Origin of the sequence: Pseudomonas lyxosi, assembly GCF_047758685.1 — a bacterium.
GTDB lineage: Bacteria > Pseudomonadota > Gammaproteobacteria > Pseudomonadales > Pseudomonadaceae > Aquipseudomonas > Aquipseudomonas lyxosi.
Genome location: NZ_CP180481.1, coordinates 914517 through 938738, shown reverse-complemented (window position 1 = coordinate 938738; position 24222 = coordinate 914517). Strand labels below are relative to the sequence as shown.

Annotated in this window: 20 protein-coding genes; 6 read left to right on the top strand and 14 right to left on the bottom strand. The window is 60.0% G+C overall.

The genetic code is table 11. The features are described from left to right. Window positions 1–52 precede the first annotated feature (52 nt). The 3 genes from creB to creD all read left to right on the top strand — a co-directional run bounded on the left by creB (window position 53) and on the right by creD (window position 3610). Window positions 53–733 carry a two-component system response regulator CreB gene (gene creB, locus ACMXYI_RS04490; protein ID WP_008147111.1) on the top strand — a complete coding sequence of 227 codons (681 nt, stop codon included), beginning with the start codon at window positions 53–55 and terminating at the stop codon, window positions 731–733. Beyond that, window positions 733–2151: a two-component system sensor histidine kinase CreC gene (gene creC, locus ACMXYI_RS04485; RefSeq protein ID WP_415771865.1), complete on the top strand. Its 1419-nt coding sequence runs from the start codon at window positions 733–735 to the stop codon at window positions 2149–2151. Before creB ends, creC begins: the two co-directional genes overlap by 1 nt. Before the next feature lie 88 nt (window positions 2152–2239). Next, window positions 2240–3610, top strand: a complete 1371-nt coding sequence (creD, locus tag ACMXYI_RS04480) for a cell envelope integrity protein CreD (RefSeq protein ID WP_415771864.1) — start codon at window positions 2240–2242, stop codon at window positions 3608–3610. A gap of 181 nt (window positions 3611–3791) precedes the next feature. On the opposite strand, the gene ACMXYI_RS04475 is transcribed toward creD, so the two are convergent. The 8 genes from ACMXYI_RS04475 to ACMXYI_RS04440 form a co-directional block, all read right to left on the bottom strand. Continuing rightward, complete coding sequence (locus ACMXYI_RS04475) at window positions 3792–4421, bottom strand: glutathione S-transferase (RefSeq protein ID WP_415771862.1); 630 nt, start codon at window positions 4419–4421, stop codon at window positions 3792–3794. A 288-nt stretch (window positions 4422–4709) separates the two neighbouring features. Continuing rightward, a complete protein-coding gene (locus ACMXYI_RS04470) occupies window positions 4710–4889 on the bottom strand; it encodes a hypothetical protein (protein WP_129440566.1) in 180 nt (59 codons plus the stop codon). Next, window positions 4886–6016 carry a PepSY-associated TM helix domain-containing protein gene (locus ACMXYI_RS04465; protein WP_415771860.1) on the bottom strand — a complete coding sequence of 377 codons (1131 nt, stop codon included), beginning with the start codon at window positions 6014–6016 and terminating at the stop codon, window positions 4886–4888. The genes ACMXYI_RS04470 and ACMXYI_RS04465 overlap by 4 nt, the downstream gene beginning before the upstream one ends. Window positions 6017–6088: 72 nt before the next feature. Continuing rightward, the gene (locus tag ACMXYI_RS04460; RefSeq protein WP_415771859.1) at window positions 6089–8518 is read right to left on the bottom strand and encodes a TonB-dependent siderophore receptor; all 2430 of its coding nucleotides are present in this window, start codon (window positions 8516–8518) and stop codon (window positions 6089–6091) included. Between the two features lie 218 nt (window positions 8519–8736). After that, entirely contained in the window at window positions 8737–9708 is a 972-nt protein-coding gene (locus tag ACMXYI_RS04455) for a FecR domain-containing protein (protein WP_415771857.1), read from the bottom strand. Next, complete coding sequence (locus ACMXYI_RS04450) at window positions 9705–10223, bottom strand: RNA polymerase sigma factor (RefSeq protein WP_033053398.1); 519 nt, start codon at window positions 10221–10223, stop codon at window positions 9705–9707. The genes ACMXYI_RS04455 and ACMXYI_RS04450 overlap by 4 nt, the downstream gene beginning before the upstream one ends. A 277-nt stretch (window positions 10224–10500) precedes the next feature. Beyond that, window positions 10501–11208: a 3'-5' exonuclease gene (locus ACMXYI_RS04445; protein ID WP_415771855.1), complete on the bottom strand. Its 708-nt coding sequence runs from the start codon at window positions 11206–11208 to the stop codon at window positions 10501–10503. Next, window positions 11205–13145, bottom strand: a complete 1941-nt coding sequence (locus tag ACMXYI_RS04440; RefSeq protein ID WP_415773858.1) for a putative nucleotidyltransferase substrate binding domain-containing protein — start codon at window positions 13143–13145, stop codon at window positions 11205–11207. The genes ACMXYI_RS04445 and ACMXYI_RS04440 overlap by 4 nt, the downstream gene beginning before the upstream one ends. A 252-nt stretch (window positions 13146–13397) precedes the next feature. Between ACMXYI_RS04440 and ACMXYI_RS04435 the strand changes: the two genes are divergently transcribed. Further along, window positions 13398–13844: a response regulator gene (locus tag ACMXYI_RS04435; protein WP_415771853.1), complete on the top strand. Its 447-nt coding sequence runs from the start codon at window positions 13398–13400 to the stop codon at window positions 13842–13844. A gap of 70 nt (window positions 13845–13914) precedes the next feature. Here ACMXYI_RS04435 and ACMXYI_RS04430 read toward each other — a convergent pair whose 3' ends face one another. After that, window positions 13915–16092, bottom strand: coding sequence for a malate synthase G (locus ACMXYI_RS04430; protein ID WP_415771851.1), 2178 nt, complete (start codon window positions 16090–16092; stop codon window positions 13915–13917). 479 nt (window positions 16093–16571) lie between these two features. Here ACMXYI_RS04430 and ACMXYI_RS04425 point away from each other — a divergent pair, with 479 nt between their 5' ends. Continuing rightward, window positions 16572–17090, top strand: coding sequence for a glycine cleavage system protein R (locus ACMXYI_RS04425; protein ID WP_007947710.1), 519 nt, complete (start codon window positions 16572–16574; stop codon window positions 17088–17090). 215 nt (window positions 17091–17305) lie between these two features. On the opposite strand, the gene rarD is transcribed toward ACMXYI_RS04425, so the two are convergent. The 5 genes from rarD to ACMXYI_RS04400 all read right to left on the bottom strand — a co-directional run bounded on the left by rarD (window position 17306) and on the right by ACMXYI_RS04400 (window position 23063). Beyond that, window positions 17306–18193 carry an EamA family transporter RarD gene (gene rarD / locus ACMXYI_RS04420; protein ID WP_129440583.1) on the bottom strand — a complete coding sequence of 296 codons (888 nt, stop codon included), beginning with the start codon at window positions 18191–18193 and terminating at the stop codon, window positions 17306–17308. Between the two features lie 175 nt (window positions 18194–18368). Next, on the bottom strand, window positions 18369–19343 hold the full coding sequence (locus ACMXYI_RS04415) for a serine/threonine protein kinase (protein ID WP_008147144.1): 975 nt from the start codon (window positions 19341–19343) through the stop codon (window positions 18369–18371). Window positions 19344–19534: 191 nt separating this feature from the next. Then, a complete protein-coding gene (locus ACMXYI_RS04410; RefSeq protein WP_415771850.1) occupies window positions 19535–21436 on the bottom strand; it encodes a PhoX family protein in 1902 nt (633 codons plus the stop codon). Window positions 21437–21494: 58 nt separating this feature from the next. After that, window positions 21495–22259, bottom strand: coding sequence for a TOBE domain-containing protein (locus tag ACMXYI_RS04405; protein ID WP_415771849.1), 765 nt, complete (start codon window positions 22257–22259; stop codon window positions 21495–21497). Between the two features lie 63 nt (window positions 22260–22322). Then, on the bottom strand, window positions 22323–23063 hold the full coding sequence (locus ACMXYI_RS04400; RefSeq protein ID WP_415771848.1) for a ComF family protein: 741 nt from the start codon (window positions 23061–23063) through the stop codon (window positions 22323–22325). 92 nt (window positions 23064–23155) lie between these two features. On the opposite strand from ACMXYI_RS04400, the gene bioB reads away from it, so the two are divergent. Next, a complete protein-coding gene (gene bioB / locus ACMXYI_RS04395; protein ID WP_059407420.1) occupies window positions 23156–24211 on the top strand; it encodes a biotin synthase BioB in 1056 nt (351 codons plus the stop codon). The last annotated feature ends 11 nt before the right edge of the window (window positions 24212–24222 follow it).

Here is a 24222-nt window from a genome sequence, read left to right as displayed (position 1 = left end):
GACGTGAGCCTTGGGGCACCGTTCGCCCACTTAACTCCCGGGCTCGGACGCCATGCCTCATATCCTGATTGTCGAAGACGAAGCGGCGATTGCCGACACCCTGATTTTCGCCTTGCAGGGCGAGGGCTTCACTACCACCTGGCTGAGCCTTGGCGCCGCTGCGCTTGAGCATCAGCGCCAGACCCCGGCCGACCTGATCATTCTCGACATTGGTCTGCCGGACATCAGCGGCTTCGAGACCTGCAAGCAATTGCGCCGTTTCAGCGAAGTGCCGGTGATCTTCCTCAGCGCCCGTGATGCCGAAATCGATCGCGTCGTGGGCCTGGAAATCGGCGCCGACGATTATGTGGTCAAGCCGTTCAGCCCAAGGGAAGTGGCGGCGCGGGTCCGGGCGATTCTCAAACGCATGGCGCCGCGAGCGACCGCCGAGGTGGCATCGGCGCTGTTTCGCATTGACAGCGAACGGGTGCAGATCAGCTACCGCGGTCAGTTGCTAACCCTGACACGCCATGAATTCCGTCTGCTGCAATGCCTGCTGGACCAACCCGAACGCGTCTTCAGCCGCGAGCAGCTGCTCGATGCGCTGGGCGTCGCCGCCGATGCCGGGTACGAGCGCAGCATCGACAGCCACATCAAAAGCGTGCGCGCCAAACTGCGCCAGGTGAAGGCCGACGCGGAACCGATCCAGACCCATCGCGGCCTCGGTTACAGCTACAGTCCGGGGCGTAGCTGATGCCGCTGGGGATCCGGATTTTTCTGGTCTATGTGCTGTTTATCGGCCTGACCGGTTACTTCGTGCTGAACACCGTGATGGAAGAAATCCGTCCCGGCGTGCGCCAGTCCACCGAAGAAACGCTGGTCGACACCGCCAACCTGATGGCCGAAATCCTGCGCGACGACTTCAAGGCGGGCACCCTGAATCAGAACCGCTGGCCCGAACTGCTCAAGGCTTATGGCGAACGGCAACCGAAGGCGAGCATCTGGGGATTGCCGAAGAATCAGGTCAACCACCGGATCTACGTCACCGATGCCAAGGGCGTTGTGGTGCTGGATTCCAGCGGTGTGGCAGTGGGGCAGGATTACTCGCGCTGGAACGACGTTTTACTGACCCTGCGAGGCGAATACGGCGCTCGTTCCAGCCGCAGCAATCCGGACGATCCGAACTCCTCAGTGATGCACGTCGGCGCCCCGATTCGCGACAACGGCCAGATCATCGGCGTGGTTACCGTTGCCAAACCCAACAGCTCGTTGCAGCCATACGTTGATCGCACTGAGCGGCGATTGCTTGCCTGGGGTGCGGGGTTGATTGGCCTCGGTCTGCTGTTCGGCGCGCTGTTGTCGTGGTGGTTGAGCGCGGCGCTGCGGCGATTGACGGCTTATGCACAGGCCGTGAGTGAAGGCCGGCGGGTCGAGGTTCCGCACTACCGTGGCGGCGAGCTGGAACAATTGGCGACGGCGGTGGAGCAGATGCGTACGCAACTCGAAGGCAAAGCCTACGTCGAGCGTTACGTGCACACATTGACCCACGAACTGAAAAGCCCGCTGGCGGCTATTCGCGGCGCGGCGGAGTTGCTGCAAGGCCAGATGCCGCTGGCTCAGCAGCAGCGTTTTGTCAGCAACATCGACAGCGAAAGCGCGCGGATGCAGCAGTTGATCGAACGGCTGTTGAATCTGGCCCTGGTCGAGCAACGCCAAGGGCTGGAAGAGCGGGTGGCGGTGCCGCTGGCCAAGTTGGTCGATGAATTGCTGAGCGCTCAGGCGGCGCGCATCGAAGGCAAGCAGTTGCGCGTGGAACAAACCATTGCAGCGGACCTGGTGCTGACCGGTGAACCGTTCCTGTTGCGTCAGGCGCTGGGCAATCTGCTGGAGAACGCTTTGGATTTCACCCCGGCTCAGGGTTTGTTGCGATTCAGTGCCGAGCGCATTGGGGAGCAGATCGAGTTCAGGTTGTTCAATCAGGCTGAGGCGATTCCCGACTATGCGTTGCCGCGTTTGAGCGAACGTTTTTATTCCCTGCCGCGACCGGACAGCGGGCGCAAGAGCACGGGGTTGGGGCTCAACTTCGTTGAAGAGGTGGTCAAGTTGCATGGTGGAGCGGTGAGCATCGGTAATGTCGATGACGGCGTAGAGGTCATGTTGCACCTGCCTTAGCGTCAGTCTCCACACACTCTCCACATTTCGCCCATAAATTCCCCACACACCCCTCCCAGACTCTCCCCATCCAAACAGGGAGAGTCCCATGAACCGCAGCCTGACCATAAAACTCGGGGCAATTGCCCTTCTGATTCTGCTATTGCTCATCCCGTTGCTGATGATTAACGGCGTGATTCAGGACCGTCAGCAACTGCGCGACGGTGTCCTCGAAGACATCGCCCGCAGTTCCAGCTACAGCCAGCAACTAAGCGGGCCGCTGATGGTGGTGCCGTATCGTAAAGTGGTGCGCACCTGGAAGCTCAACGAGAAAACCAACGAGCGTTACCAGGAAGTGGGTGAAGAACGCGGTCGTTTGTATTTCCTCCCGGAACGCTTCGAACTCGACGGCCAGGTCCAGACCGAACTGCGTTCCCGGGGCATTTACGAGGCGCGTTTGTTTCATGCGGACAACCGCATCAGCGGGCATTTCTCGCTCCCGGCCCAATTGGGTATCAAGGAGGATTTCGCCGATTACCAGTTCGACCAACCGTTTTTGGCGGTCGGGATCAGCGACATTCGCGGCATCGAAAATGCTCTGAAACTCGAGCTCAATGGCCAGAAACTCGACTTCGTCCCCGGTAGCCAGGTGGGTTGGCTGGGGGAGGGTGTACATGTGACGTTGCCGGCGCTCGACGCGAAGCAAGCCACAGAAATGGCCTTCGGTTTCGACCTGCGCCTGCAAGGCACCGGTCAGTTGCAGATTCTTCCAGTGGGCAAAACCAGCAAGGTTTCGCTGGCCGCCAATTGGCCGCATCCGAGTTTCATCGGCAACTACCTGCCGGCCCAACGTGAAGTCAGCGATCAGGGCTTCACCGCCAATTGGCAGACCTCGTTTTTCTCCACCAACCTGCAAGAAGCCTTGAGCAGCTGCGTGTCCGGCGGCGGTTGCGAAGCCTATACCGGCCGCAGTTTCGGGGTGAGCTTCATCGACCCGGTGGATCAGTACCTGAAGAGCGATCGGGCCATCAAATATGCGTTGCTGTTTATCGTCCTGACCTTCGCCGGTTTCTTCCTCTTCGAAGTGCTGAAAAGCCTGGCGGTACACCCGGTGCAATACGCGCTGGTGGGCGTGGCCCTGGCATTTTTCTACCTGCTGTTGCTGTCGCTGTCCGAGCACATCGGCTTTGCCCTGGCGTACCTGCTGTCGGCGGGCGGCTGTGTGTTGTTGATCGGTTTTTATGTCTGCCATGTGCTGCGTAGCGTGCGTCACGGCTTGAGTTTTTCGGCGGGATTGGCGGCGTTGTATGGTTTGCTCTATGGCTTGCTCAGTGCAGAGGATTACGCGTTGTTGATGGGTTCGCTGCTGTTGTTCGGGTTGTTGGGCGTGTTTATGGTGCTGACCCGCAAGCTGGACTGGTATGGGATTGGGCAGAAGTCGGCCAAGCCGTTGGCGTTTGATATTGGAGCGGTGGAATGAGCCGGTCGTTGGGGTTGCGCGAGGATCAGCGGGAAGGCGAGGTGTTGGCGACGCTGATTTGCGGGTTGTTTCCCGAAAGATCAAAAGATCGCAGCCTGCGGCAGCTCCTACAGGAGTACGCGTTCGGCGTAGGAGCTGCCGTAGGCTGCGATCTTCTGAGGCCGGCATGGCCGGCCAAAGATCAGACCTTCGGCATAGTCGCCACCATCGAAGGCCGCTGACTCACCTCAAAGTACCAGTTCGCCAGCTTCGGATTCGTCGTGCGCCATTCCAGATCCGGATGGCGCAAATCCAGGTAGCCCAACGCACAGGCAACACTGATCGCTGCCACATCGAAATGGCTGGTCAGCTCGGCAATTGCGTCCACTTCCAGCAATGCCAGACCGCGACGAATCTTCTCGCGCTGGCCATCAAGCCATTCGTCCCAGTGTTTTTCCGGGGCACGCAGGGCGACTTCATAACGAATCAGCACCGCAGCGTCCATGATCCCGTCGGCCAGGGAGGCCAGGGTCAGGCGCCGCCAGCGGGCCGAGCCGTCGCGCGGTATCAGCGGGTTGCCGACGTGCTGGTGGTCGAGGTAATCGAGGATCACCCGGCTGTCATGGATGACGTTGCCATCGGCCAGGCGCAAGGCCGGAATTTTACCCAGCGGGTTGTCTTCGTTGAGTATCAGGTCCGGGCTGACCGGAGTGAGCACGCTGGCCTGCAGCGCCACGCGGTCCTGTTGACCCGTTTCGTGCAACAGCACCATGACTTTGCGAACGAAGGGCGACAAAGGGTTGTGGAACAGGGTCATGCTGGGGGCGGACATGGCAGCGTCTCGGTGTGGGACAGTGCTGGGCAGCATAGCGCGTTGGTCCGGTAGCTCAAGCGGTTGGCAATCGAACCCAACGCGGATGTCGTCGTGTGACTGCAGCGATCTGTGGCTCTGTAGCAGCTGTCGAGCAGCGCGAGGCTGCGTCCGGCTGCGCAGCGGCCGCAGTGCGGCAAACGCGACTTGTCTGAAACAACTCGGTCGCAGGATTCACGACTGCTGCGCAGCCGGACGCAGCCTCGCGCTGCTCGACAGCTGCTACAGAAGTCTGCCAATCGATTTGGATCAGCGGCGTTGCAGCAGGCCGCGCAGGGCGAGGATGGCGGGAACGCCCAGGCCAAGCCAGCTCAATGCGTCCCACACGCCATCGCCCAGTAATGCGGCGAACAGCCCCGCAGCGCTGAGCAGGGCGATCACGGTGGGGGTGGAGAAGACCTTCCAGAAATTCGACTGCCGCGGCCTCATGCTGGACTCTCCGTGTTCTCGAGCACAGGTTTGGCAGCCTTGCGCCGCACCACCCACAGGTAAACCCCGCTACCGAGCACGATGATGGTCAGCCCATCCAGCGTCGCCCAGAGGATCTTCATCGGCATGCCGCCGTAATCACCGAAGTGCAACGGTTGCGACATGCCCATGGCGTCCATGTACCACGGGCGTTCGGCCACGGCGGTGACTTGCAGGGTACTGGCGTCGATCAGCACCGGTGTCAGCAGGTGCGAAGTCAGGTGGGTGCTGCCTTTCATGAACACCGCGTAATGGTGTTCGCTGGAGAATCGTGTGCCGGGGAAGGCGATGAAGTCCGGCTGCATGCCCGGTGCGACTTCCTTGGCGATGTCGAGCAAACGGGTCGCGGGCGCCAGTTGTGTCAGTGGCGGTGCGTAGCGGTACGGCGCGACCATCGCGCTCAGACTGTCGTTGCGCCAGGCGGCGATCAACAGGTCGGCGCAGGCGCTGATGACGCCGGTGACGCCGACCACCAAGGCCCAGGTCAAGGTCACCACGCCGATCAGGTTATGCAGATCGAGCCAGCGCAGACGGGTGGATTTGTCCTGGCGCACGGTGGCGAATTTCAACCGCCGCATGAACGGCAGGTACAGCACCGTCCCGGAGACAATCGCCACCACGAACAGAATGCCCATGAACGCCAGCAGCAACTTGCCCGGCAGACCGGCGAACATGTCCACGTGCAGGCGCAACATGATCATCATGAAGCCGCCATTGGCCGATGGCATCTCCAGCGCTTCACCGATGCGGGCGTCGAGCATGAAGGTGTGAGACGAATTCGGTTCAGTGCCGGCGGTGGCTGCCATGATCGTAATCGCGGCGTTGGGCTCGTCTTCGTCGAAGCCGAAATACTGCAAGACCTCTCCGGGACGATGCTTTTCAGCCGCCTGCACCAACTGCTGCAAATTCAGCTGCGGGGTGTCCGCCGGCATTGCCTTCAATTCAGCGGCATCGCCCAGCAGGTGGTCGATCTCGTGATGGAAGATCAACGGCAGGCCGGTCAGCGCGAGCATCAGCAGGAACACGGTGCAGATGAGGCTGGTCCAGGTATGGACGAAGGACCAGCGGCGAATTGTTTTGCTTTTCATTTCATAGCCTTCAGAAATACCAAAGCCGTCCATGTCGGACGGCTCGGGTCTTGGGCGTGTCAGGTCAGGCCATTACCACTTGTAAGTGGCACTGGCGACGACGCTGCGTTGGTCGCCGTAGTAGCAGTAGAAGCTGTCGCACGTGGAGATGTAGTCCTTGTCGAACAGGTTGGTGGCGTTCAGGGCCAGGGAGGCGCCTTTGAGGCTGTTGTCCAGACGGCCCAGGTCGTAGTGAACAGCGGCGTCGAACACGGTGTAGGCGTCAGCCTTGCCGAGTGAGGTGTTTCCCTGGTCGCCGTAGGTATTGCCGGTGTAGCGAGCGCCGGCGCCGATCCCGAAACCGTCCAGCACGCCGTTGTGCCAGGTGTAATCGGCCCACAGCGAAGCCTGCTGGTTTGGCATCAGTTGCAGACGATTGCCTTTAAAGTTGCCTTTCTGCACTTCGGATTTGGCCAGGGTGTAAGCGGCGATCACCTTGAGGTTCTCGGTCACGTCGGAGACGGCTTCCAGTTCCAGGCCTTTGACTTTCACTTCACCGGTCTGGCTGGTGACCGAAACGTTGTCCGAGTTGGTCGTGGTGACGGAGACGTTTTTCTGGGTCAGGTCGTAGACCGCAGCGGTCAGCAGGGTGCTGCTGCCTGGCGGTTGGTACTTGATGCCCAGTTCCCACTGTTTGCCTTCGGTCGGCTTGAACGAATCGGTCGGCGATGCCGTGGCGTTGCTGGTCGGCTGGAACGACTCGGCGTAGGACAGGTAGGGCACGAAGCCCGATTCGAACACGTAGCTGATCGCCGCGTTGCCGCTGAAGTTCTTGTCGCGCTCGGTGTTGGTGGCATCGCCTTTGTTGAAGAATTTGGTGCCGGTGTGGACCCAGTCTTCACGACCACCCAACGTCAGACGCCATTGGTCGAGGGCCATCTGGTCCTGGATGTACAGTCCGGTCTGGTAAGTCTTCTGGTTGTAGTCGTAAAACGCCGCTGAGCGTGGCGGACGAACGATGGGCTGACCATAGATCGGGTTGTTGACGTTGGTGGTCAGACCGTCGCCGAAGATCGAGGTGTAGTTGGTGTTGGTGCGCTGGTGATCGAGGCCGATCAGCAGGGTGTGACGGATGTCGCCGGTCGCGAAGTCGCCCTGGAAGTTGTTGTCCACGGCGAACTGGCTGATGTCCTCGTCGACACTGGTGCTCGAGCGACCAACGTTGCCTTCGGCATCGACCTTGGTGAACGGGTAGGCGCCGGGAGTGAGGGCCTGGAAGGACAGGTCCGATTTGGTGTAGCGCAGGTTCTGTTTGAACTGCCAGACATCGTTCAAGCGATGTTCAAAGGCGTAGCCCAGTGCGTAGTAGGTGCGGTCGTAGAATTCCCAGTCCGGGTCGCCCAGGTTTTTGTGATGGGAAATCTTGCCGAGCGGCGAATGGATCTTGGTGCCCTGCACCGGCAAAAACTGGCTGGTGATGCCGGTATCGTCGCGGGTGAATTGCGTCAGCAGGGTGAATTTAGTGTCTTCGTCGATGTTCCAGGTCAGGCTCGGCGCGATGTTGTAGCGTTTGTTGTCGACGTGATCGATCTGCGTGCCGCTGTCGCGCACCACACCGCTCAGACCGTAGAGGAACTGGCCTTCGTCGTCGATCTTGCCGGTGCTGGCGAAGTTGATCTGGCGATGGTTGTCACTGCCGTATTGCACCTGGATTTCACTGCTCGACTCGGCGCTGGGACGACGGCTGACCATGTCCAGCAAGCCACCTGGCGGGGTCTGGCCGTAAACCGACGAGGCCGGGCCGCGCAGCAGGGCGAGGCGATCGAGGTTCCAGGTTTCCTGTTTTGGGTTGGCGTACACGCCTTTTGGCAGTGGCAGGCCATCGAGGAATTGCGTTGGTTCGAAACCCCGTACGCGCAACCAGTCGGCGCGGGTGTCGCTGCCGTAGCTGCTGGCGGTGATGCCCGGCATGTAGCGCACCGCGTCATCGAGGCTGTGCACGCTGCGGTCGTCCATTTGCTCGCGGGTGGCGATCGAAATCGAGCGCGGTGCTTCGACCAGTGCGGTATCGGTCTTGGTACCGGCGGCAGTGCGGGTCGCCAGGTAACCTTGCACCGGTCCCCAGGCACTTTCGGTGTTTTCCACGCCAATGACGGCGGTTTCCGGCAAAGCCATCACGCCTTCAGGCACGGCCACCAGGCTGTAAGTGCCAGCGCTGCTTTGTTCCAGTTGCAGACCGGTGCCGCGCAAGGCTTCGCGCAGGGCGCCGGCTGCGTCGAACTGGCCTTTGACCGGCGCCGAGGTCTTGCCTGCCGCCAGTGAAGGATTCAACGACAGCGCCAGGCCGGCCTGGCTGGCGATCTGGTTCAGGGTGCTGGCCAATGGCGCGGCCGGCAGGTTGTAGGCGCGAACGTTGGATGCCTGTTCAGCGGCGATCAGCTGACTGCTGGCCAAAGGGGCGCAAAGGGCAATGGCAATCGCCAGCAAACTGGGGCGCAACAAGGTGTCGAGCGAACGGGACATACAGCGGCTCCTGAATGGAAATATTTCTCAATTGCCTAGGTGCCGAACGAGAATTCAAAAGTGATAGGGCTGATTGAAAATAATTTCGATTCAGTAAAGTCTTTATCAGGATCGTTCCCACGCTCTGCGTGGGAATGCCTCAATGGACGCTCTGCGTCCGCTTCGGCATGTGACGCGGAGCGTCACGGGCTGCATTCCCACGCAGAGCGTGGGAACGATCATTTAGCCTCAGTCTTTGCCGCCACCGTCACCCACCACGGCGTGTGCTGTTCGATCTGCACCGGCAGGGTCGGCAGCAGGGCGCTCAGGGCCAGATCGGTGTCGTGCAGCGGGAAGCTGCCGGTGATTCGCAGGTCGGCGATCTCGGGTGCAACCCCCAAATACCCGCGGCGATAGCGACCGAGTTCATGAACCAGGTCTTCCAGCCGCGTGTTGTCCACCACCAGCATGCCGCGGGTCCAGGCATCGGCGCCGAGGTTGAGCGCGAGGATCGGCCCGAGGCCATTGCTGCGCATCATGACTTGCTGGCCTTCATGCAGAATCTGTTCTTCAGGACTCGACTCGGGATGGGCGGCCACCGCCGATTTCAACACGCTCAGGCGCGTACCTTCTTCTTCACGCTTGACCAGGAACCTTGTCCCCAACGCGCGCATGCTGCCTTCGCGGGTTTCGACGATAAACGGCCGGGTGTCGCCATGGCCGGTTTCGACGAGGATCTCCCCTTCCTGGAGGATGATCAGCCGTTGTTTTTCATCGAAACGCACATCCACGGCACTGTGGGTGTTGAGGTTGATCAGCGTGCCGTCGGTCAGGCGCAGGGTGCGTTGCTCACCGGTGGCGGTGCGCTGATCGGCCAGCCAATAGTCGATCGGCAGATAACGATCACCGGCGAACAACGCCAACCCGATCACCGCGACGATGCTGGCCACGCCGCTGCCGAGTTTGCGCACGCGCCGGCGAATGCTTTCGCGCGATTGCAGTAGAGCAGTGCGAGCCGGGCCGCTGGCGACGCTGAAGCGCTGGTCGAGCATGCCCAATTGGCGCCAGGCCCGCGCATGCTCTTCGTGGGCGGCGTGCCATTTGGCGAACTCTTCGCGCTCCACCGGGTTGCCGGAGTCCAGGGACAATTGCCAGGCAATCGCGGCATCCAACACCTGCGCCGAGACGGGTTTGGAGCTGACCGGACTCATACCGGCTCACCGTACAACGCGATGTAGCACTGACGAATGCCCTGGGCCAGGTACTGACGCACCCTCGGCACTGACACGCCCAGACGCTGGGCGATTTCGGCGTGGCCGAGGCCGTCGAGACGGTTATAGAGAAACGCTGCCCGGGCCTTGCTTGAGAGCTTGCCGAGCAGGCGGTCGATGGCTTTGAGGTCTTCGAGGATCAGTTGCTGCTCTTCCACCGACGGTTGTTCACCTGCGGGGATCAGCATCAGTTCGGTGAGATAGGCCTGCTCCAACGCGGCGCGGCGGAAATAGTCGAACAGCAGACCTTTGGCAATCGCCACCAGAAACGCGCGCGGTTCACGCGGCTCCTTCAACTCTTCACGACCCAGCAAACGCACGAAAGTATCCTGACTCAGGTCTTCGGCCCGTTGCGGACAAGCTACATTGCGTCGCAGCCAGGCCAATAGCCAACCGCGGTGGTCGCGATACAACGCACCAACGAGCTCACTTTGAGGGCTTTGGACTGACGACACGTAGCATCACCGATTGGGAAGTATTAACTAACGAGAATTGTTCGCGATTGTGGCAGAGGCGGGGGAGGTAAGCAATTGGCGCTGGTCGGGTGGGGGAAACCAGATTTTTTGGACCCGCACGGTACTTTGTAGCAGCTGCCGAAGGCTGCGTTCGGCTGCGCAGCAGTCGTCAAACCGGCCACCTCGGTCTGCCTGATGCACCGCATTCGCTGATTTTACGACTGCTGCGCAGCCGAACGCAGCCTTCGGCAGCTGCTACAAAGGATTGTGGTGGCTGTTAGAAAGAAGGCGCGCGCTGTCTGCGCTTCCACTGATTCATCCGCTGCTGCAGATTCAACGGGCTATGAATCTGCATCTGCCGCGCCCGGCTGAACAAAATCAACGCCAGCTCAGCGGTGGCCAACGCATCGGCACTGGCATTGTGGCGCTCGAACACTTCCAGTTTGAACCAGTCGATCCACTGATCCAGCCCGGCATCGCGAATGTGCGCCTGAGGGCAAAGCAACGGCGCGATATCAGCCACATCCAGAAATGGATGCTGCAACTTGTAGCCCAGATGGTCTTTCAGTGCGCGCCCGAGCATGTGCTGATCGAACGGCGCATGAAACGCCAACACAGGGCTGTCGCCAACAAACTCCATGAATTCGACCAGGGCTTGAGCAGGATCACTGCCAGCGGCAATCGCACTCGGCCCCAGGCCATGGATCAACACACTGGGAGCCAACTTCATGTCGGCGCATTGCAACGTGCGTTCGAACTGCTGGCTGAAATCGATCGCGCCGTCCTCGATCACTACCGCGCCGATGGACAACACCCGGTCCTTGTTCAGGTTCAGCCCGGTGGTTTCCAGGTCGAGCACCACCCAGCGTTGTTCGCGCAGGCTGCACTCGCCGAGCTCTGCCGCCGGGGGCAAGCGTTGCAGACGTTGTTGGAGTTCGCCGGGAAGGCTCGGACCTGCCGGGCGCAGCCATGAAAACAGGCTCATAGCTGATACCGTAGGGCCAGGCTGCTTTGCAGGCGTTGTGCCTGGCGCAGGGATTCACGCAGGATCCGTCGATCCAGATGATTGAGGCTGTCCGGATCGACCCGGTTGGAGTAGGGCAAGTTCTCCCGGGTCTGTAGCTGATGTTGCTGCATGCGGGTTTGCTGGATGAAGTGATAGGCCTCTTCGTATGCCGCACCGTCCAGCCGCTCGATGACTTCTTTGTCCACCAGTTGGCGAAAGCGCTCCAGCGTGTTGTTCGCCTCAACCCCGTGGGCCAACGCGAGCAGTCGGGCACCGTCGACAAAAGGCGTCAGCCCCTGGACTTTCAAATCCAAAGTGGCTTTCTCGCCATTCTTGCGAGCCAGAACGAACTCACGGAAACGTCCTACGGGCGGACGGTTGCGCAGGGCGTTCTCGGCCATCATCCGTTGGAACAGTCGGTTGTCATTCACCTGATTGAGAATGCCCTGACGCAGCTGCTCGCAGCCTTGCTCGTCGCCCCAGACCACGCGCAAGTCGAAATAAATGCTCGAGCCCAGCAGGTTCTCCGGCGTTGCCTCGCGGATAAACGCCGCAAAACGTCGTGACCATTCGGCCCTGGACAGACACAGCTCCGGGTTGCCGGCCATGATGTTGCCCTTGCACAGGGTGAAACCGCAGAGCGCCAGGCTCTGGTTGATCTGCTGGGCAATGGGCAGCAATTTGCCGCGAATTTCGGCGGCGTGGGCCGCGTCCCGGGCTTCGAACAGAATGCCGTTGTCCTGATCGGTGTGCAGCGTCTGTTCGCGGCGGCCTTCGCTACCGAAGCACAGCCAACTGAACGGAATACCGGGGTCGCCTTTCTCGGCGAGGGTCAGTTCGATCACCCGGCACACGGTGTGGTCGTTGAGCAGGGTGATGATGTGCGTGATCTGGGTTGAAGAGGCGCCGTGGGCCAGCATGCGCTCCACCAGTTGGCCGATTTCGCCGCGCATCGCGACCAGATTTTCTACCTTCTGGGCGCTGCGGATAGTCCGCGCCAGATGCACCAGATCGACCCGCTGCAGGGAAAACAGGTCACGTTCCGAAACCACGCCGCACAGGCGATGATCCTTCACCAGGCAGACGTGGGCGATATGCCGCTCGGTCATGGCAATCGCCGCATCGAAGGCGCTGTGGTCTGGCGACAGGTAAAACGGCGCCTGTGTCATGTGGCGCTCGATAGCTTCGTTGAAGTCGTTAGTGCCGTCGGCCACCACATGGCGCAGGTCGCGCAGGGTGAAAATGCCCAGCGGCACTTTATGTTCGTCGACTACCACAATGCTGCCGACCTGCTGCTCATGCATCAGGGTCACGGCTTCACGCAGTGGCGTGGCCGGGCTGCAGGTCACCGGATGGCGCATGGCCAATTCGCCCAGGCGGGTATTGAGCGAGTACTGGGTGCCGAGGGTTTCCACGGCTTTTTGCTGGACTTGCTGGTTGACCTGATCCAGCAGGCTGCTCACGCCACGTAGGGAAAAGTCGCGAAACGCGTTGGAAATCGCGAACAGTTTGATGAACGCCAGCTTGTTCAGCTGTAGGCAAAAGGTGTCTTCGGCCGCGAGGTGTTCGGTGCGGGTTGCACGCTCCCCCAGCAGCGCGGCGAGGGGAAAACACTCGCCGGTGGTGATTTCGAAAGTGGTTTCGGTGCCGCCCTTGGCCGTATGGGGACGTTCACCCACGACCCGGCCTTGTTTGACGATATAGAAATGTTCAACCGGGCCGTCGGCGGGCTTGATGATGCTCTCGCCGGGCGCATAAAAACGCAGCTGACACTGCTCGACCAGGTACGCCAGGTGGGCATGTTCCATTTGATTGAAGGGCGGGAAGCGCTGAAGGAATTGCAAAGTGCCCTGGATGTTCTGCAACACCGCGGTTTTCCCTGCCTGTGTGAAGGCGTCCGCTTTACTCATAACCATTACCGCAGTCTTTTTTGAATTGTTGTTGTCGGATGACTTAGCCATGGTCGGCCCCTGGGCGCGGGGTGCCCATTGGACGTAAGTCTAGGTAGGCAGTGAAGCTGTCGGTATTTGGGAAATGTCTGACGCAACTGTGGGAAAAACCTCCTACATTGGCTATAGGAGAACTTTCCGACGAAATGCACCCTGAAGGTCTACCGGGTGATGTCACACGGAAGTGATAGCAATTGAATTGAAAACGTAGAGTAAGTCATGTCCGACCACGATATTTTGAGTGACGCCGAGCGCAAGGCGCTGAGTGACGTCATGCTGGAACCTGACCTGCCGCCGCAGCGGGTGCTGATCGTCGATGACGATAAAGACTCACGCGAGTTGCTGTCAGAAATTCTTGCGCTGGACGGAGTACGCTGCATGACCGCCGCCAGTGGCGAAACGGCACTCAAGATGTTGGAGACGATGCCATCGATTGGCTTGGTGATTACCGATCTGCGGATGGGAAATGTCGATGGTCTGGACCTGATCCGGCAGGTCCGTGAATCGGTTCGGGCGGCAATGCCGTTCATCATCGTTTCCGGTGACGCCGACGTGAAAGATGCGATCGCTGCGATGCACTTGAGCGTGGTCGACTTCCTGCTCAAGCCTGTCGATACCGGCAAGCTGTTGGAGCTGGTCAAGCATGAGTTGGGAATGGATGTGTAGGTTCCGATTTGAAACAAAAAAGCCCTGATCTTTCGATCAGGGCTTTTTTTTGTCCGGCGTCAGCGCTTAGTTACAGGCCATTGGCAGCCTTGAACTCGCGGCGACGACGGTGCAGGACCGGCTCGGTGTAGCCGTTCGGCTGTTTGGTGCCTTCGACCACCAGTTCGACCGCCGCCTGGAAGGCGATGTTGCTGTCGAAGTTCGGTGCCAGCGGACGGTACAGCGCGTCGTTGGCATTCTGGCGGTCAACCACCGGCGCCATGCGCTTGAGGCTTTCCATGACCTGATCTTCGGTGACGATGCCGTGACGCAGCCAGTTGGCGATGTGCTGGCTGGAAATCCGCAGCGTCGCACGATCTTCCATCAGGCCAACGTCGTTGATGTCCGGCACTTTCGAACAGCCCACGCCTTGGTCGATCCAGCGCACTACATAACCGAGAATGCCCTGGGCGTTGTTGTCCAGTTCGTTCTTGATCTGTTCTGCAGTCCAGTCTGGATTGACGGCCAACGGGATGGTCAGGATGTCATCCACCGAAGCGCGGGCACGTTTGGCCAGTTCGGCCTGACGGGCGAACACATCGACCTTGTGGTAGTGCAGTGCGTGCAGCGCGGCAGCGGTCGGCGATGGAACCCACGCAGTGTTGGCACCGGCCATCGGGTGAGCGATTTTCTGTTCGAGCATCGCTGCCATCAGGTCCGGCATGGCCCACATGCCTTTACCGATCTGCGCACGACCTTGCAGGCCAGTGCTCAAACCGATATCGACGTTCCAGTTCTCGTAGGCGCCGATCCACTTCTCAGCCTTCATGTCCGCCTTGCGCACCATCGGGCCGGCTTCCATGGAGGTGTGGATTTCATCGCCAGTGCGGTCGAGGAAACCAGTGTTGATGAACACTACACGCTCGCTGGCAGCCTTGATGCAGGCCTTGAGGTTGACCGTGGTACGGCGTTCCTCGTCCATGATCCCGACTTTCAGCGTGTTGCGCGGCAGACCGAGTACTTCTTCGATGCGACCGAACAGCTCGTTGGTGAACGCCGCTTCTTCCGGGCCGTGCATCTTCGGCTTCACGATGTAGACCGAGCCAGTGCGGCTGTTCTTGCGCGAGTTGTTGCCGTTGAGGCTGTGGATTGCCGCGAGGCTGGTGACCAGACCGTCGAGGATGCCTTCTGGCACTTCGTTGCCATCCTTGTCGAGGATCGCGTCGATGGTCATCAGGTGACCGACGTTGCGCACGAACAACAGCGAGCGCCCGTGCAGGCTCAATTCGCTGCCATCGAGGGCGGTGTAGGTGCGGTCCGCATTCATGGTGCGGGTAAAGGTCTGACCGCCCTTGGAGACTTCTTCCGACAGATCGCCCTTCATCAGGCCGAGCCAGTTGCGGTAGATCACCACTTTGTCATCGGCATCGACGGCGGCGACGGAATCTTCGCAGTCCATGATGGTGGTCAGCGCGGCTTCCATCAGGATGTCTTTGAGGCCGGCAGCGTCGGTCTGGCCGACCGGGGTGCTGGCGTCGACCTGGATTTCGAAGTGCAGGCCGTTGTTTTTCAGCAGGATCGCGGTCGGCGCGGCTGCATCGCCGTGGAAACCGATCAGCTGTGCATCGTCGCGCAGGCCGGTATTGCTGCCGCCTTTAAGGGCGACCACCAGTTTGCCGTCAACGATCTTGTAGCCGGTGGAATCGACGTGAGTGCCGGCAGCCAATGGCGCCGCTTCGTCGAGGAAGGCACGGGCGAAGGCGATGACCTTGTCGCCGCGAACCTTGTTGTAGCCTTTGCCTTTTTCCGCGCCGTCAGCTTCGCTGATGGCATCGGTGCCGTAGAGCGCGTCATACAGCGAACCCCAACGGGCGTTCGAGGCGTTGAGCGCAAAACGGGCGTTCATCACCGGAACCACAAGCTGTGGACCGGCCATGCGGGCGATTTCGTCATCGACGTTTTGCGTCGTTGCCTGGAAATCAGCCGCTTCTGGCAGCAGATAACCGATGTCTTGCAAGAAGGCTTTATAAGCCACGGCGTCGTGTGGTTGACCGGCACGGGATTGGTGCCAGCCATCGATACGAGCCTGGAAATCATCGCGTTTGGCGAGTAGGGCTTTGTTCTTCGGCGCCAGGTCATGAATGACCTTGTCGGCACCGGCCCAGAACTTATCGGCGGTGAGGCCGGTACCGGGAATGGCTTCGTTGTTCACGAAGTCGAACAGGACTTTGGCGACCTGCAGGCCACCGACTTGAACGTGTTCAGTCATTGCTTGCCTCACTCTGCTCAGCTATTTCGCTTTTCAGCTCTTCAATTTAACAATGAAGCCTCTGGCTATTTAAACCACAAACCCCTTTCCACCAGTACATGCCATTTCGGGCGGCTGGGATGGAACCGATCAACGGCTTTGAGGCCTTGCTGATAGGGCTTTCAGGGCTGCGATTGTGCCTGTGGCAGACATCGATCCAACGTTATGTAGTGCGCGCTGCGGCATACTACATGATGAATTGCGCTTGTGAAAATTAGACTAATTACGTCGTTCTGCGACGCCATGACGCATTGCAGTCACGTCGGGGAACGGGATGTTCTCAAAAAACTATTGGATTGTTCCAGTTAAATATAAAAACTTGTACACATAATCTTCGATGCCCTGCTATGGGGCTTTGCTTTTCGAGGCACCGAGCCGATTCTCGACCCTTGCCTATACTTGGTCTTCTATAACAAAAGTCATGACAAGAGGGCTGCGCCATGGACCACCTCGTACTCACTGTTTTCGCTCCAGACAAGCCTGGGCAGGTCGAGCGCATTGCCCAATGCATCGCCGAGCACGGCGGTAACTGGCTGGAGAGCCGCATGTCACGCATGGCCGGGCAGTTCGCCGGGATTCTTCGTGTGGGTGTGCCGGCCGAGGCCTACGATGAATTGGTGGATGCCCTACAGGCATTGTCCGCCCATGGCATTCGCGTGCTGATTGCCGAAAGCGGCATCGAGCAATCCTGCACCTGGAAACCGATTGCCATGGAATTAGTGGGCAATGACCGCCCGGGGATCGTACGCGACATCACGCGTTTGCTGAGTGAGCAGGGGGTGAACCTGGAGCGTCTGGTGACCGAAGTACGTCCGGCGCCGATGAGCAGCGAGCCTTTATTCCACGCTGAAGCGATTCTCGCCGTGCCGCTGACGTTGTCCCTGGACGTGCTGCAATCGCGCCTGGAAACCCTGGCGGACGATTTGATGGTCGAATTGGTGCTGCGCAGTGAACCCTGAGCAGGTTATCCAAGTTATACGTGCACCTGCCTGTGGATAACCTGTAGAGACAGCCCGCCAGGCCTCGTCGGCCGGGGTTCTTCAGGATTTGATCAAAAAACCAGCAGTTTCAGGGACTTGCGCACAAACGCCGGGGATCACGTTGTGGATAACCTTGGGAAGGATCGATGCAGGCCACGGTTGCCGTGGCCTGCAGAGGTTTGTGCGTTTTTTGATCAGCTGCGGCGGCGCAGACTTATCCACGCGTCGATGCTGTAAACCGCCAGGCCCGCCCAGATAAAGATGAACGCTACCAGTGTGCTCGACGACAAATGCTCGCCAAACAGCAGAACGGCTTGCAACAGCACCAGCGTCGGCGCCAGGTACTGGAGAAATCCCAACGTCGTGTAGGGCAAATGCCGTGCAGCGGCGTTGAAACACACCAGCGGCACCAGCGTCACTGGACCGGCGGCTACCAGCCACCAGGCTTCGGATGTGGTCCAGAACTCGGGCTGAGCGCTTGTGGCCGTCTGATTGAAAAGCAGCCAGGCAATGGCAATCGGCACCAGCATCCAGGTTTCCACCACCAGGCCGGGCAGCGCCTTGACCGGTGCTTGCTTGCGGATCAGTCCGTAGAAACCAAACGTCAGCGCCAACACCAATGACACCCACGGCAGACTGCCGACTTGCCAGACCTGCTGCGCGACGCCGACCGCCGCCAGGCCAACCGCCAGCCATTGCATGCGCCGCAGTCGTTCGCCAAGGATCAGCATGCCCAACAGCACGTTCACCAGGGGGTTGATGTAGTAACCGAGACTGGCTTCGAGCATGCGCCCGTTGTTCACCGACCAGACGTAGGTCAGCCAGTTGGCCGCGATCAGCGTGCCGCTCAGGGCCAGGATCGCCAGGCGTTTGGGGTTGTCACGCAACTCGCGCCACCAGCCCGGATGTTTCCACACCATCAGCAGCAAGGCGCCGAACAGCGCGGACCAGAGCACTCGGTGGATGATGATCTCCACGGCGGGCACGCTGGCGATGGCTTTGAAGTAGAGCGGGAAAAGTCCCCAGATGATGTAGGCACTCAGGCCCAGGATGTACCCGCGACGCGGGTTGGCGGCTTGCATGCAGAATCCTTGCTTAGGCAGCTAACAAAGTGGGGATTGTAAGGAGATTATTCGGAATATGTCGCGGACCTTGTGGGAGCGAGCTTGCTCGCGATGGCGGTCTGTCAGTCACAGATGTACTGAATGTAATGCCGTCATCGCGAGCAAGCTCGCTCCCACAGGGTTTCCGGGTGAGTCAGAAAAGTTTTAATGGCTCTTCGTTGAGTGCGGCGAGTTGTTCACGCAAGGCCAACACTTGGTCGCCCCAATACCGTTCACTGCCAAACCACGGAAAACTGTGCGGGAACGCCGGGTCGTCCCAGCGGCGGGCCAGCCAGGCGCTGTAGTGCATCAGGCGCAAGGCGCGCAGCGGTTCGATCAACGCCAGTTCCCGCGGATCGAAGTCGTGGAACTCACTGTAGCCGTCCATCAATTCCGACAACTGACCGAGACATTCCTGACGATCACCGGCAAGCATCATCCAGATGTCCTGCACCGCCGGGCCCATGCGGCAGTCGTCGAGGTCGACGATGTGGAACATCTCGTCGCGGCACATCATGTTGCCGGGGTGGCAGTCGCCGTGCATGCGGATGTTCTTGTGCGGCGTGGCCTTGTAGACCTCTTCCACCCGCTTGAGTAGGTCGCGGGCCACGGACTCGTAGGCCGGCAGCAGACTTTTGGGTACGAAATTGCCTTCGAGCAATGTCGTCAGCGAGTCATGACCGAAGTTTTTCACGCCCAGCGCTTCGCGGTGTTCGAACGGTTTTGTAGTACCGACGGCGTGCAGACGACCGAGCAGTTGCCCCAGGCGATACAGCTGATCGAGATTGCCCGGCTCCGGCGCACGGCCACCACGACGGGGGAACAGGGTGAAACGGAAACCGTTGTGTTCGTGCAGGCTGGCACCGTTGTGAATCATCGGCGCGACCACCGGTACGTCGCACTCGGCGAGTTCGAAGGTGAATTGATGCTCTTCGAGAATCGCTTCGTTGGTCCAGCGCTGCGGACGGTAGAACTTGGCGATCAGCGGCTCGGAGTCTTCGATACCGACCTGATAGACACGGTTCTCGTAGCTGTTGAGCGCCAGGATGCGCGCGTCGCTGAGAAAGCCGATGCTTTCGACGGCATCGAGCACGAGGTCTGGGGTGAGGGTTGCAAACGGGTGGGCCATGCTGACTCCTGCGCGCAGCAGGCTGCCGCGTCCGGCCAAGCATGGTAGCGCAGACGGGGCTTCTTTAGGGGGTGGGCTTGAGGTAAGTGTTGTTCACACCGACGCCATCGCGAGCAAGCTCGCTCCCACAGGTGATTTGCGGTGTGTCGCAGATCCAATGTGGGAGCGGGCTTGCCCGCGAAGAGGCCATGTCAGGCGCCGACGATTCCGCCATCTTCCCGTGAAATCGCCATCACCGAAGACCGCGGCTTGCCATTGGGCAGATGCTCAGGGAACGTCGACCCACCGTTTTCCCCCGGATGCTGAATCCCGACAAACAAGGTCTTTTGGTCTGGCGAGAAGCTGATCCCCGTCACTTCGCAGCCCACCGGCCCCACCATGAAGCGGCGAATCTCGCCGGTGACCGGATCAGCGCAGAGCATCTGATTGTTACCCATACCGGCGAAATCACCGGCATTGCTCGAATCGCCATCGGTGAGAATCCACAACCGCCCAGCCTTGTCGAAACCCAAGCCGTCCGGGCTGTTGAACATGTTTTGCGGTGTGATGTTCGACGAACCGCCCTTCGGCGTGCCGGCGTGGACGCCCGGGTTACCGGCGACCACAAACAGATCCCAGGAAAAGCTTTTGGCACCGTGATCGTCACGGTCGGTGCGCCAACGCAAAATTTGCCCGTAGACGTTCTTCTCGCGCGGGTTCGGTCCGCCCACCGGCTGACCATCCTCGCCACGCTTGGCGTTGTTGGTCAGCGTGCAATAGACCTGGCCATCCTTGGGGCTTACGACGATCCATTCCGGGCGGTCCATGCGCGTGGCTTTCACCACGCTGGCGGCGAGGCGCGCATGAATCAGCACTTCGGCCTGATCGGCGAAACCGCTGCTGGCGTCGATGCCGTTTTTGCCGTGGGTCAGTTCGACCCATTCGCCCTGGCCTTTCGGATGATCGGCGTTGCTGTCGCCCGCATCGAAGCGCGCCACGTACAAGGTGCCGTGGTCCAGCAGGTCGCGGTTGGCCTTGGGGTTTTTGTGGTTGATCTTGTCGCGGCTGACGAATTTGTAGATGAATTCGCCGCGCTCATCGTCGCCCATGTACACCACGGCGTGACCGTCTTTGGTTTCGGCAAGAGCGGCGTTTTCATGTTTAAAGCGGCCCAGCGCGGTGCGTTTGACCGGCGTCGACTGCGGATCGAACGGGTCAATTTCCACGACCCAGCCATGACGATTGAGTTCGTTGGGGTTTTTCGCCAGGTCGAAACGCTCATCGTGTGGGTGCCAGTTGATCTCTTTACTGGCCGCTACCGCGCCGTAGCGTTTCTGTGCGGCATCGAATTTTTGTTCGGCATTGCTGCTGCCGAAGCAGTCGGTGAAGTTTTCTTCGCAGGTCAGATAAGTGCCCCACGGCGTCTTGCCGTTGGCGCAGTTCTGGAAGGTGCCAAGGACGTTCTTGCCGTGCGGATCAGCGCTGGTTTTCAGCAGTTCGTGGCCGGCGGCCGGACCGCTCAGGCCGATCGGCGCGTTGCCGTGAATGCGTCGGTTGTAGCGCGAGCCCTGGACGAAATGCCACTGGCCGTTCTTGCGCTGCACTTCGATCACCGACACGCCTTCACAGGCCAGTGCCTTGCGCACGTCAGCGGCCGATTGCGGCATGCCGCCGTGGGCGTAGAGGTAGCGATAGTTGGTGTATTCGTTGTTGATCGCCATCAGCGCGCGGTTTTTATCGCCGGGAAACTCGAACAGGCTCATGCCGTCGTTGTTGTCGCCGAACTGGACTTCCTGATGCTCGGCCGAGCCGTTGCCACTTGGGTCGAACGCCGGGCCGTTCTTCTGCAGGGGTTGGCCCCAGCTGATCAACACAGAAGATTTGTAACCTGGGGGCAGGGTGATGGCGTCGCTGGTGGCGGCGGGAATACTGTCAAAACCCAACAGTTTGCTGGAGCCGGCGCTGACGCTGGCGGCCAGCACGCTGCGGCTCAGCAGGTTGCCGCCCAGGAACATTGCTGCACCGCAAAGGGCGCCCGCACTGATGAAGCCACGACGGCTGAGGCCGACCATTTTCTCGAGGTCAGTGGATTGGTTGTCTTCTAATAGGCTCACATCAGGCTCCCTGCGGGTTTTTGCAGTCACCTTAATGAGCGTTAATGACGCTTGTGTTTCAAAGCGGTGTACCGAGTAAAACGTTGGATGGCGCGAACTGCACCAGCACCGGTTTATCGGCGGCCAGACCAAGGGTTCTCAAGTGCAGCGGTTCGGCCAGCGCGCAGAGTGTCTGGCCATTGGGCAGGCCGATGCGCACTTCGCTGGGGCCGTCCTCGGCGTCGAGAATTTCTTCGATGATGCCCTTAAGGCAATTATTGCCGGGTGTTGCTCCTTGATCGATGCCCAGCAACTCCAGCCAACCGGCCTTGATCAGGGCGACCACTTCGGTGCCGGTTTCCAGTTCCAGACGCGTGGTGCTGTCGTGAGTGATCTGCGCATCGATGCTCAAGCCTTCGGCCAATTCGAGACGTATCCGGTCGTTGTGCCCTTGGTTATCAATCGCCACAACCTTGCCATGCAGTTGATTACGCGCGCTGGTTCTGAGCATCAGTCGGCCGAGCAGGTCGAGATCGCTGGCATCTTTGGCGGCTTCCAGCACCTGAGCCTGCAAGGCTTGCAGCTTTTGATACAGGCGCAATACGCGCTCGCCTTCGCTGGAGAGTTTGGCGCCACCACCGCCCTTGCCGCCGACACTGCGCTCCACCAGCGGTTTTTGCGCGAGGTTGTTCAGCTCATCGATGGCGTCCCAGGCCGCTTTGTAACTCAGCCCCGCGCTTTTCGCGGCGCGGGTGATCGAGCCCTGTTCGGCGATGTGTTGCAGCAACGCAATGCGCTGCGGACGACGGACAATGTGCTGGGACAACAACGTAGGCAAGGACATGGCAAGACGCTTTGGGCTGTGGCGATGGGAAGGACGTTGGCGGCTTGGGGCCCGGGAGTCAAGTCAGGGCGCATCGCCGGGTTTGGGTGTGCGGGCCAGACAATAGACATCGACCCGTTTGGCGCCGGCGTTCATCAGCAGGCGAGCCAGGGCTTGCGCTGTGGCGCCGGTGGTCAGTACGTCATCCACTAACGCCAGATGACGACCGTTGATGACAGCATCGGGTGCCAGAGCGAAGGCGTTGCGCAGGTTCTTTTTGCGGGCCTCGGCATTCAGGTCCTGTTGTGCGCTGGTGTCCTGAATCCTCAGCAACAGCGTTTCATCGCACGGAATGTCGAGGCTGGTGCTAAGCCAGCGGGCGAGCATCGCGGCCTGGTTGAAACCCCGTTTGCGCAGTCGTTTGGAGGCCAGCGGAACCGGGATGAGCGCATCGGGTCGATTCAGGTCTTCATCGAAGCGATGTTGCAGGAACTGAGCGAGAAGTTCGGCGAGCAGGCGACCAAACGGCCACTTCGCAGAGTGTTTGAAACGAGTGATCAACGTGTCCACCGGAAAGCTGTAAGTCCAGGGCGTAGCGACCCGTTCAAAGGCTGGCGGTTGTTTCAGGCATTGGCCGCAGGTCAGACGAGCGGCGGGCAACGGCAGGGCGCAGGTTTGGCATTGATCGCCGATCCAGGGCAACTCCGTTTCACAGGCCATGCAGATGGGTGTGTTTTCATCGGCGGGTTCTGAACAGAGCAAACAAAATTGGTTGTTTTTTAACCAGATGTAAACCGGTCCATCGTATCGTGGTTGACAGCGCATGAGTCTTCCTTAAATATGCCGAACATCCGTGTCGCGTCTGTGGGTATTCCATTCCCCAGTCGCTTGCCAAGCATAAAACAAAGGAAACGCCCATGAGCGCCAGCACCACTGCAACCCTGCGTCATGACTGGTCTTTGGCCGAAGTCAAAGCACTCTTCGTTCAGCCATTCAACGACCTGTTGTTCCAGGCGCAGACGGTGCACCGTGCGCATTTCGACGCCAATCGGGTCCAGGTGTCGACGCTGCTGTCGATCAAAACCGGTGCCTGCCCGGAAGATTGCAAATATTGTCCGCAGTCCGGTCACTACAACACCGGCCTGGAAAAAGAAAAGCTGATGGAAGTGCAGAAGGTCCTCGAAGAGGCCGCTCGCGCCAAGGCCATCGGTTCGACCCGTTTCTGCATGGGCGCGGCGTGGAAACATCCGTCGGCCAAAGACATGCCTTACGTGCTGGAAATGGTCAAAGGCGTGAAAGCCATGGGCCTGGAAACCTGCATGACCCTCGGTCGCCTGGATCAGGACCAGACCGTGGCTCTGGCTGACGCCGGCCTCGACTACTACAATCACAACCTCGATACCTCGCCTGAGTTCTACGGCAGCATCATCACCACCCGTACTTACAGCGAGCGCCTGCAAACCCTGGCCTACGTGCGTGAATCGGGGATGAAGATCTGCTCCGGCGGCATCCTCGGCATGGGCGAATCGCTTGATGACCGCGCCAATCTGCTGATCCAGCTGGCCAACCTGCCAGAGCATCCAGAGTCGGTGCCGATCAACATGCTGGTGAAAGTCGCCGGTACGCCGCTGGAAAATGCTGACGACATCGACCCGTTCGACTTCATCCGCATGCTGGCTGTCGCACGCATCCTGATGCCGCAATCCCACGTGCGCCTGTCCGCCGGCCGCGAAGCGATGAACGAGCAGATGCAGGCCCTGGCGTTCTTCGCTGGCGCGAACTCGATTTTCTACGGCGACAAACTGCTGACCACCGCCAACCCGCAGGCCGACAAGGACATGCAACTGTTCTCGCGTCTGGGCATCCTGCCGGAAGCGCGCGAAGAGCACGCGGACGAAGTGCATCAGGCCGCGATCGAACAAGCGCTGGTTGAGCAGAAGAGCAGCGAGCAGTTCTATAACGCTGCTGTTTGAAGCCTCCACCG

Excerpts from the sequence above, each read along its gene's own strand:
- creB (WP_008147111.1), top strand. The coding sequence starts at position 53 with ATGCCTCATATCCTGATTGTCGAAGACGAAGCGGCGATTGCCGACACC.
- creC (WP_415771865.1), top strand. The coding sequence starts at position 733 with ATGCCGCTGGGGATCCGGATTTTTCTGGTCTATGTGCTGTTTATCGGC.
- creD (WP_415771864.1), top strand. The coding sequence starts at position 2,240 with ATGAACCGCAGCCTGACCATAAAACTCGGGGCAATTGCCCTTCTGATT.
- ACMXYI_RS04475 (WP_415771862.1), bottom strand. The coding sequence starts at position 4,421 with ATGTCCGCCCCCAGCATGACCCTGTTCCACAACCCTTTGTCGCCCTTC.
- ACMXYI_RS04470 (WP_129440566.1), bottom strand. The coding sequence starts at position 4,889 with ATGAGGCCGCGGCAGTCGAATTTCTGGAAGGTCTTCTCCACCCCCACC.
- ACMXYI_RS04465 (WP_415771860.1), bottom strand. The coding sequence starts at position 6,016 with ATGAAAAGCAAAACAATTCGCCGCTGGTCCTTCGTCCATACCTGGACC.
- ACMXYI_RS04460 (WP_415771859.1), bottom strand. The coding sequence starts at position 8,518 with ATGTCCCGTTCGCTCGACACCTTGTTGCGCCCCAGTTTGCTGGCGATT.
- ACMXYI_RS04455 (WP_415771857.1), bottom strand. The coding sequence starts at position 9,708 with ATGAGTCCGGTCAGCTCCAAACCCGTCTCGGCGCAGGTGTTGGATGCC.
- ACMXYI_RS04445 (WP_415771855.1), bottom strand. The coding sequence starts at position 11,208 with ATGAGCCTGTTTTCATGGCTGCGCCCGGCAGGTCCGAGCCTTCCCGGC.
- ACMXYI_RS04440 (WP_415773858.1), bottom strand. The coding sequence starts at position 13,145 with ATGGTTATGAGTAAAGCGGACGCCTTCACACAGGCAGGGAAAACCGCG.
- ACMXYI_RS04435 (WP_415771853.1), top strand. The coding sequence starts at position 13,398 with ATGTCCGACCACGATATTTTGAGTGACGCCGAGCGCAAGGCGCTGAGT.
- ACMXYI_RS04430 (WP_415771851.1), bottom strand. The coding sequence starts at position 16,092 with ATGACTGAACACGTTCAAGTCGGTGGCCTGCAGGTCGCCAAAGTCCTG.
- ACMXYI_RS04425 (WP_007947710.1), top strand. The coding sequence starts at position 16,572 with ATGGACCACCTCGTACTCACTGTTTTCGCTCCAGACAAGCCTGGGCAG.
- rarD (WP_129440583.1), bottom strand. The coding sequence starts at position 18,193 with ATGCAAGCCGCCAACCCGCGTCGCGGGTACATCCTGGGCCTGAGTGCC.
- ACMXYI_RS04415 (WP_008147144.1), bottom strand. The coding sequence starts at position 19,343 with ATGGCCCACCCGTTTGCAACCCTCACCCCAGACCTCGTGCTCGATGCC.
- ACMXYI_RS04405 (WP_415771849.1), bottom strand. The coding sequence starts at position 22,259 with ATGTCCTTGCCTACGTTGTTGTCCCAGCACATTGTCCGTCGTCCGCAG.
- ACMXYI_RS04400 (WP_415771848.1), bottom strand. The coding sequence starts at position 23,063 with ATGCGCTGTCAACCACGATACGATGGACCGGTTTACATCTGGTTAAAA.
- bioB (WP_059407420.1), top strand. The coding sequence starts at position 23,156 with ATGAGCGCCAGCACCACTGCAACCCTGCGTCATGACTGGTCTTTGGCC.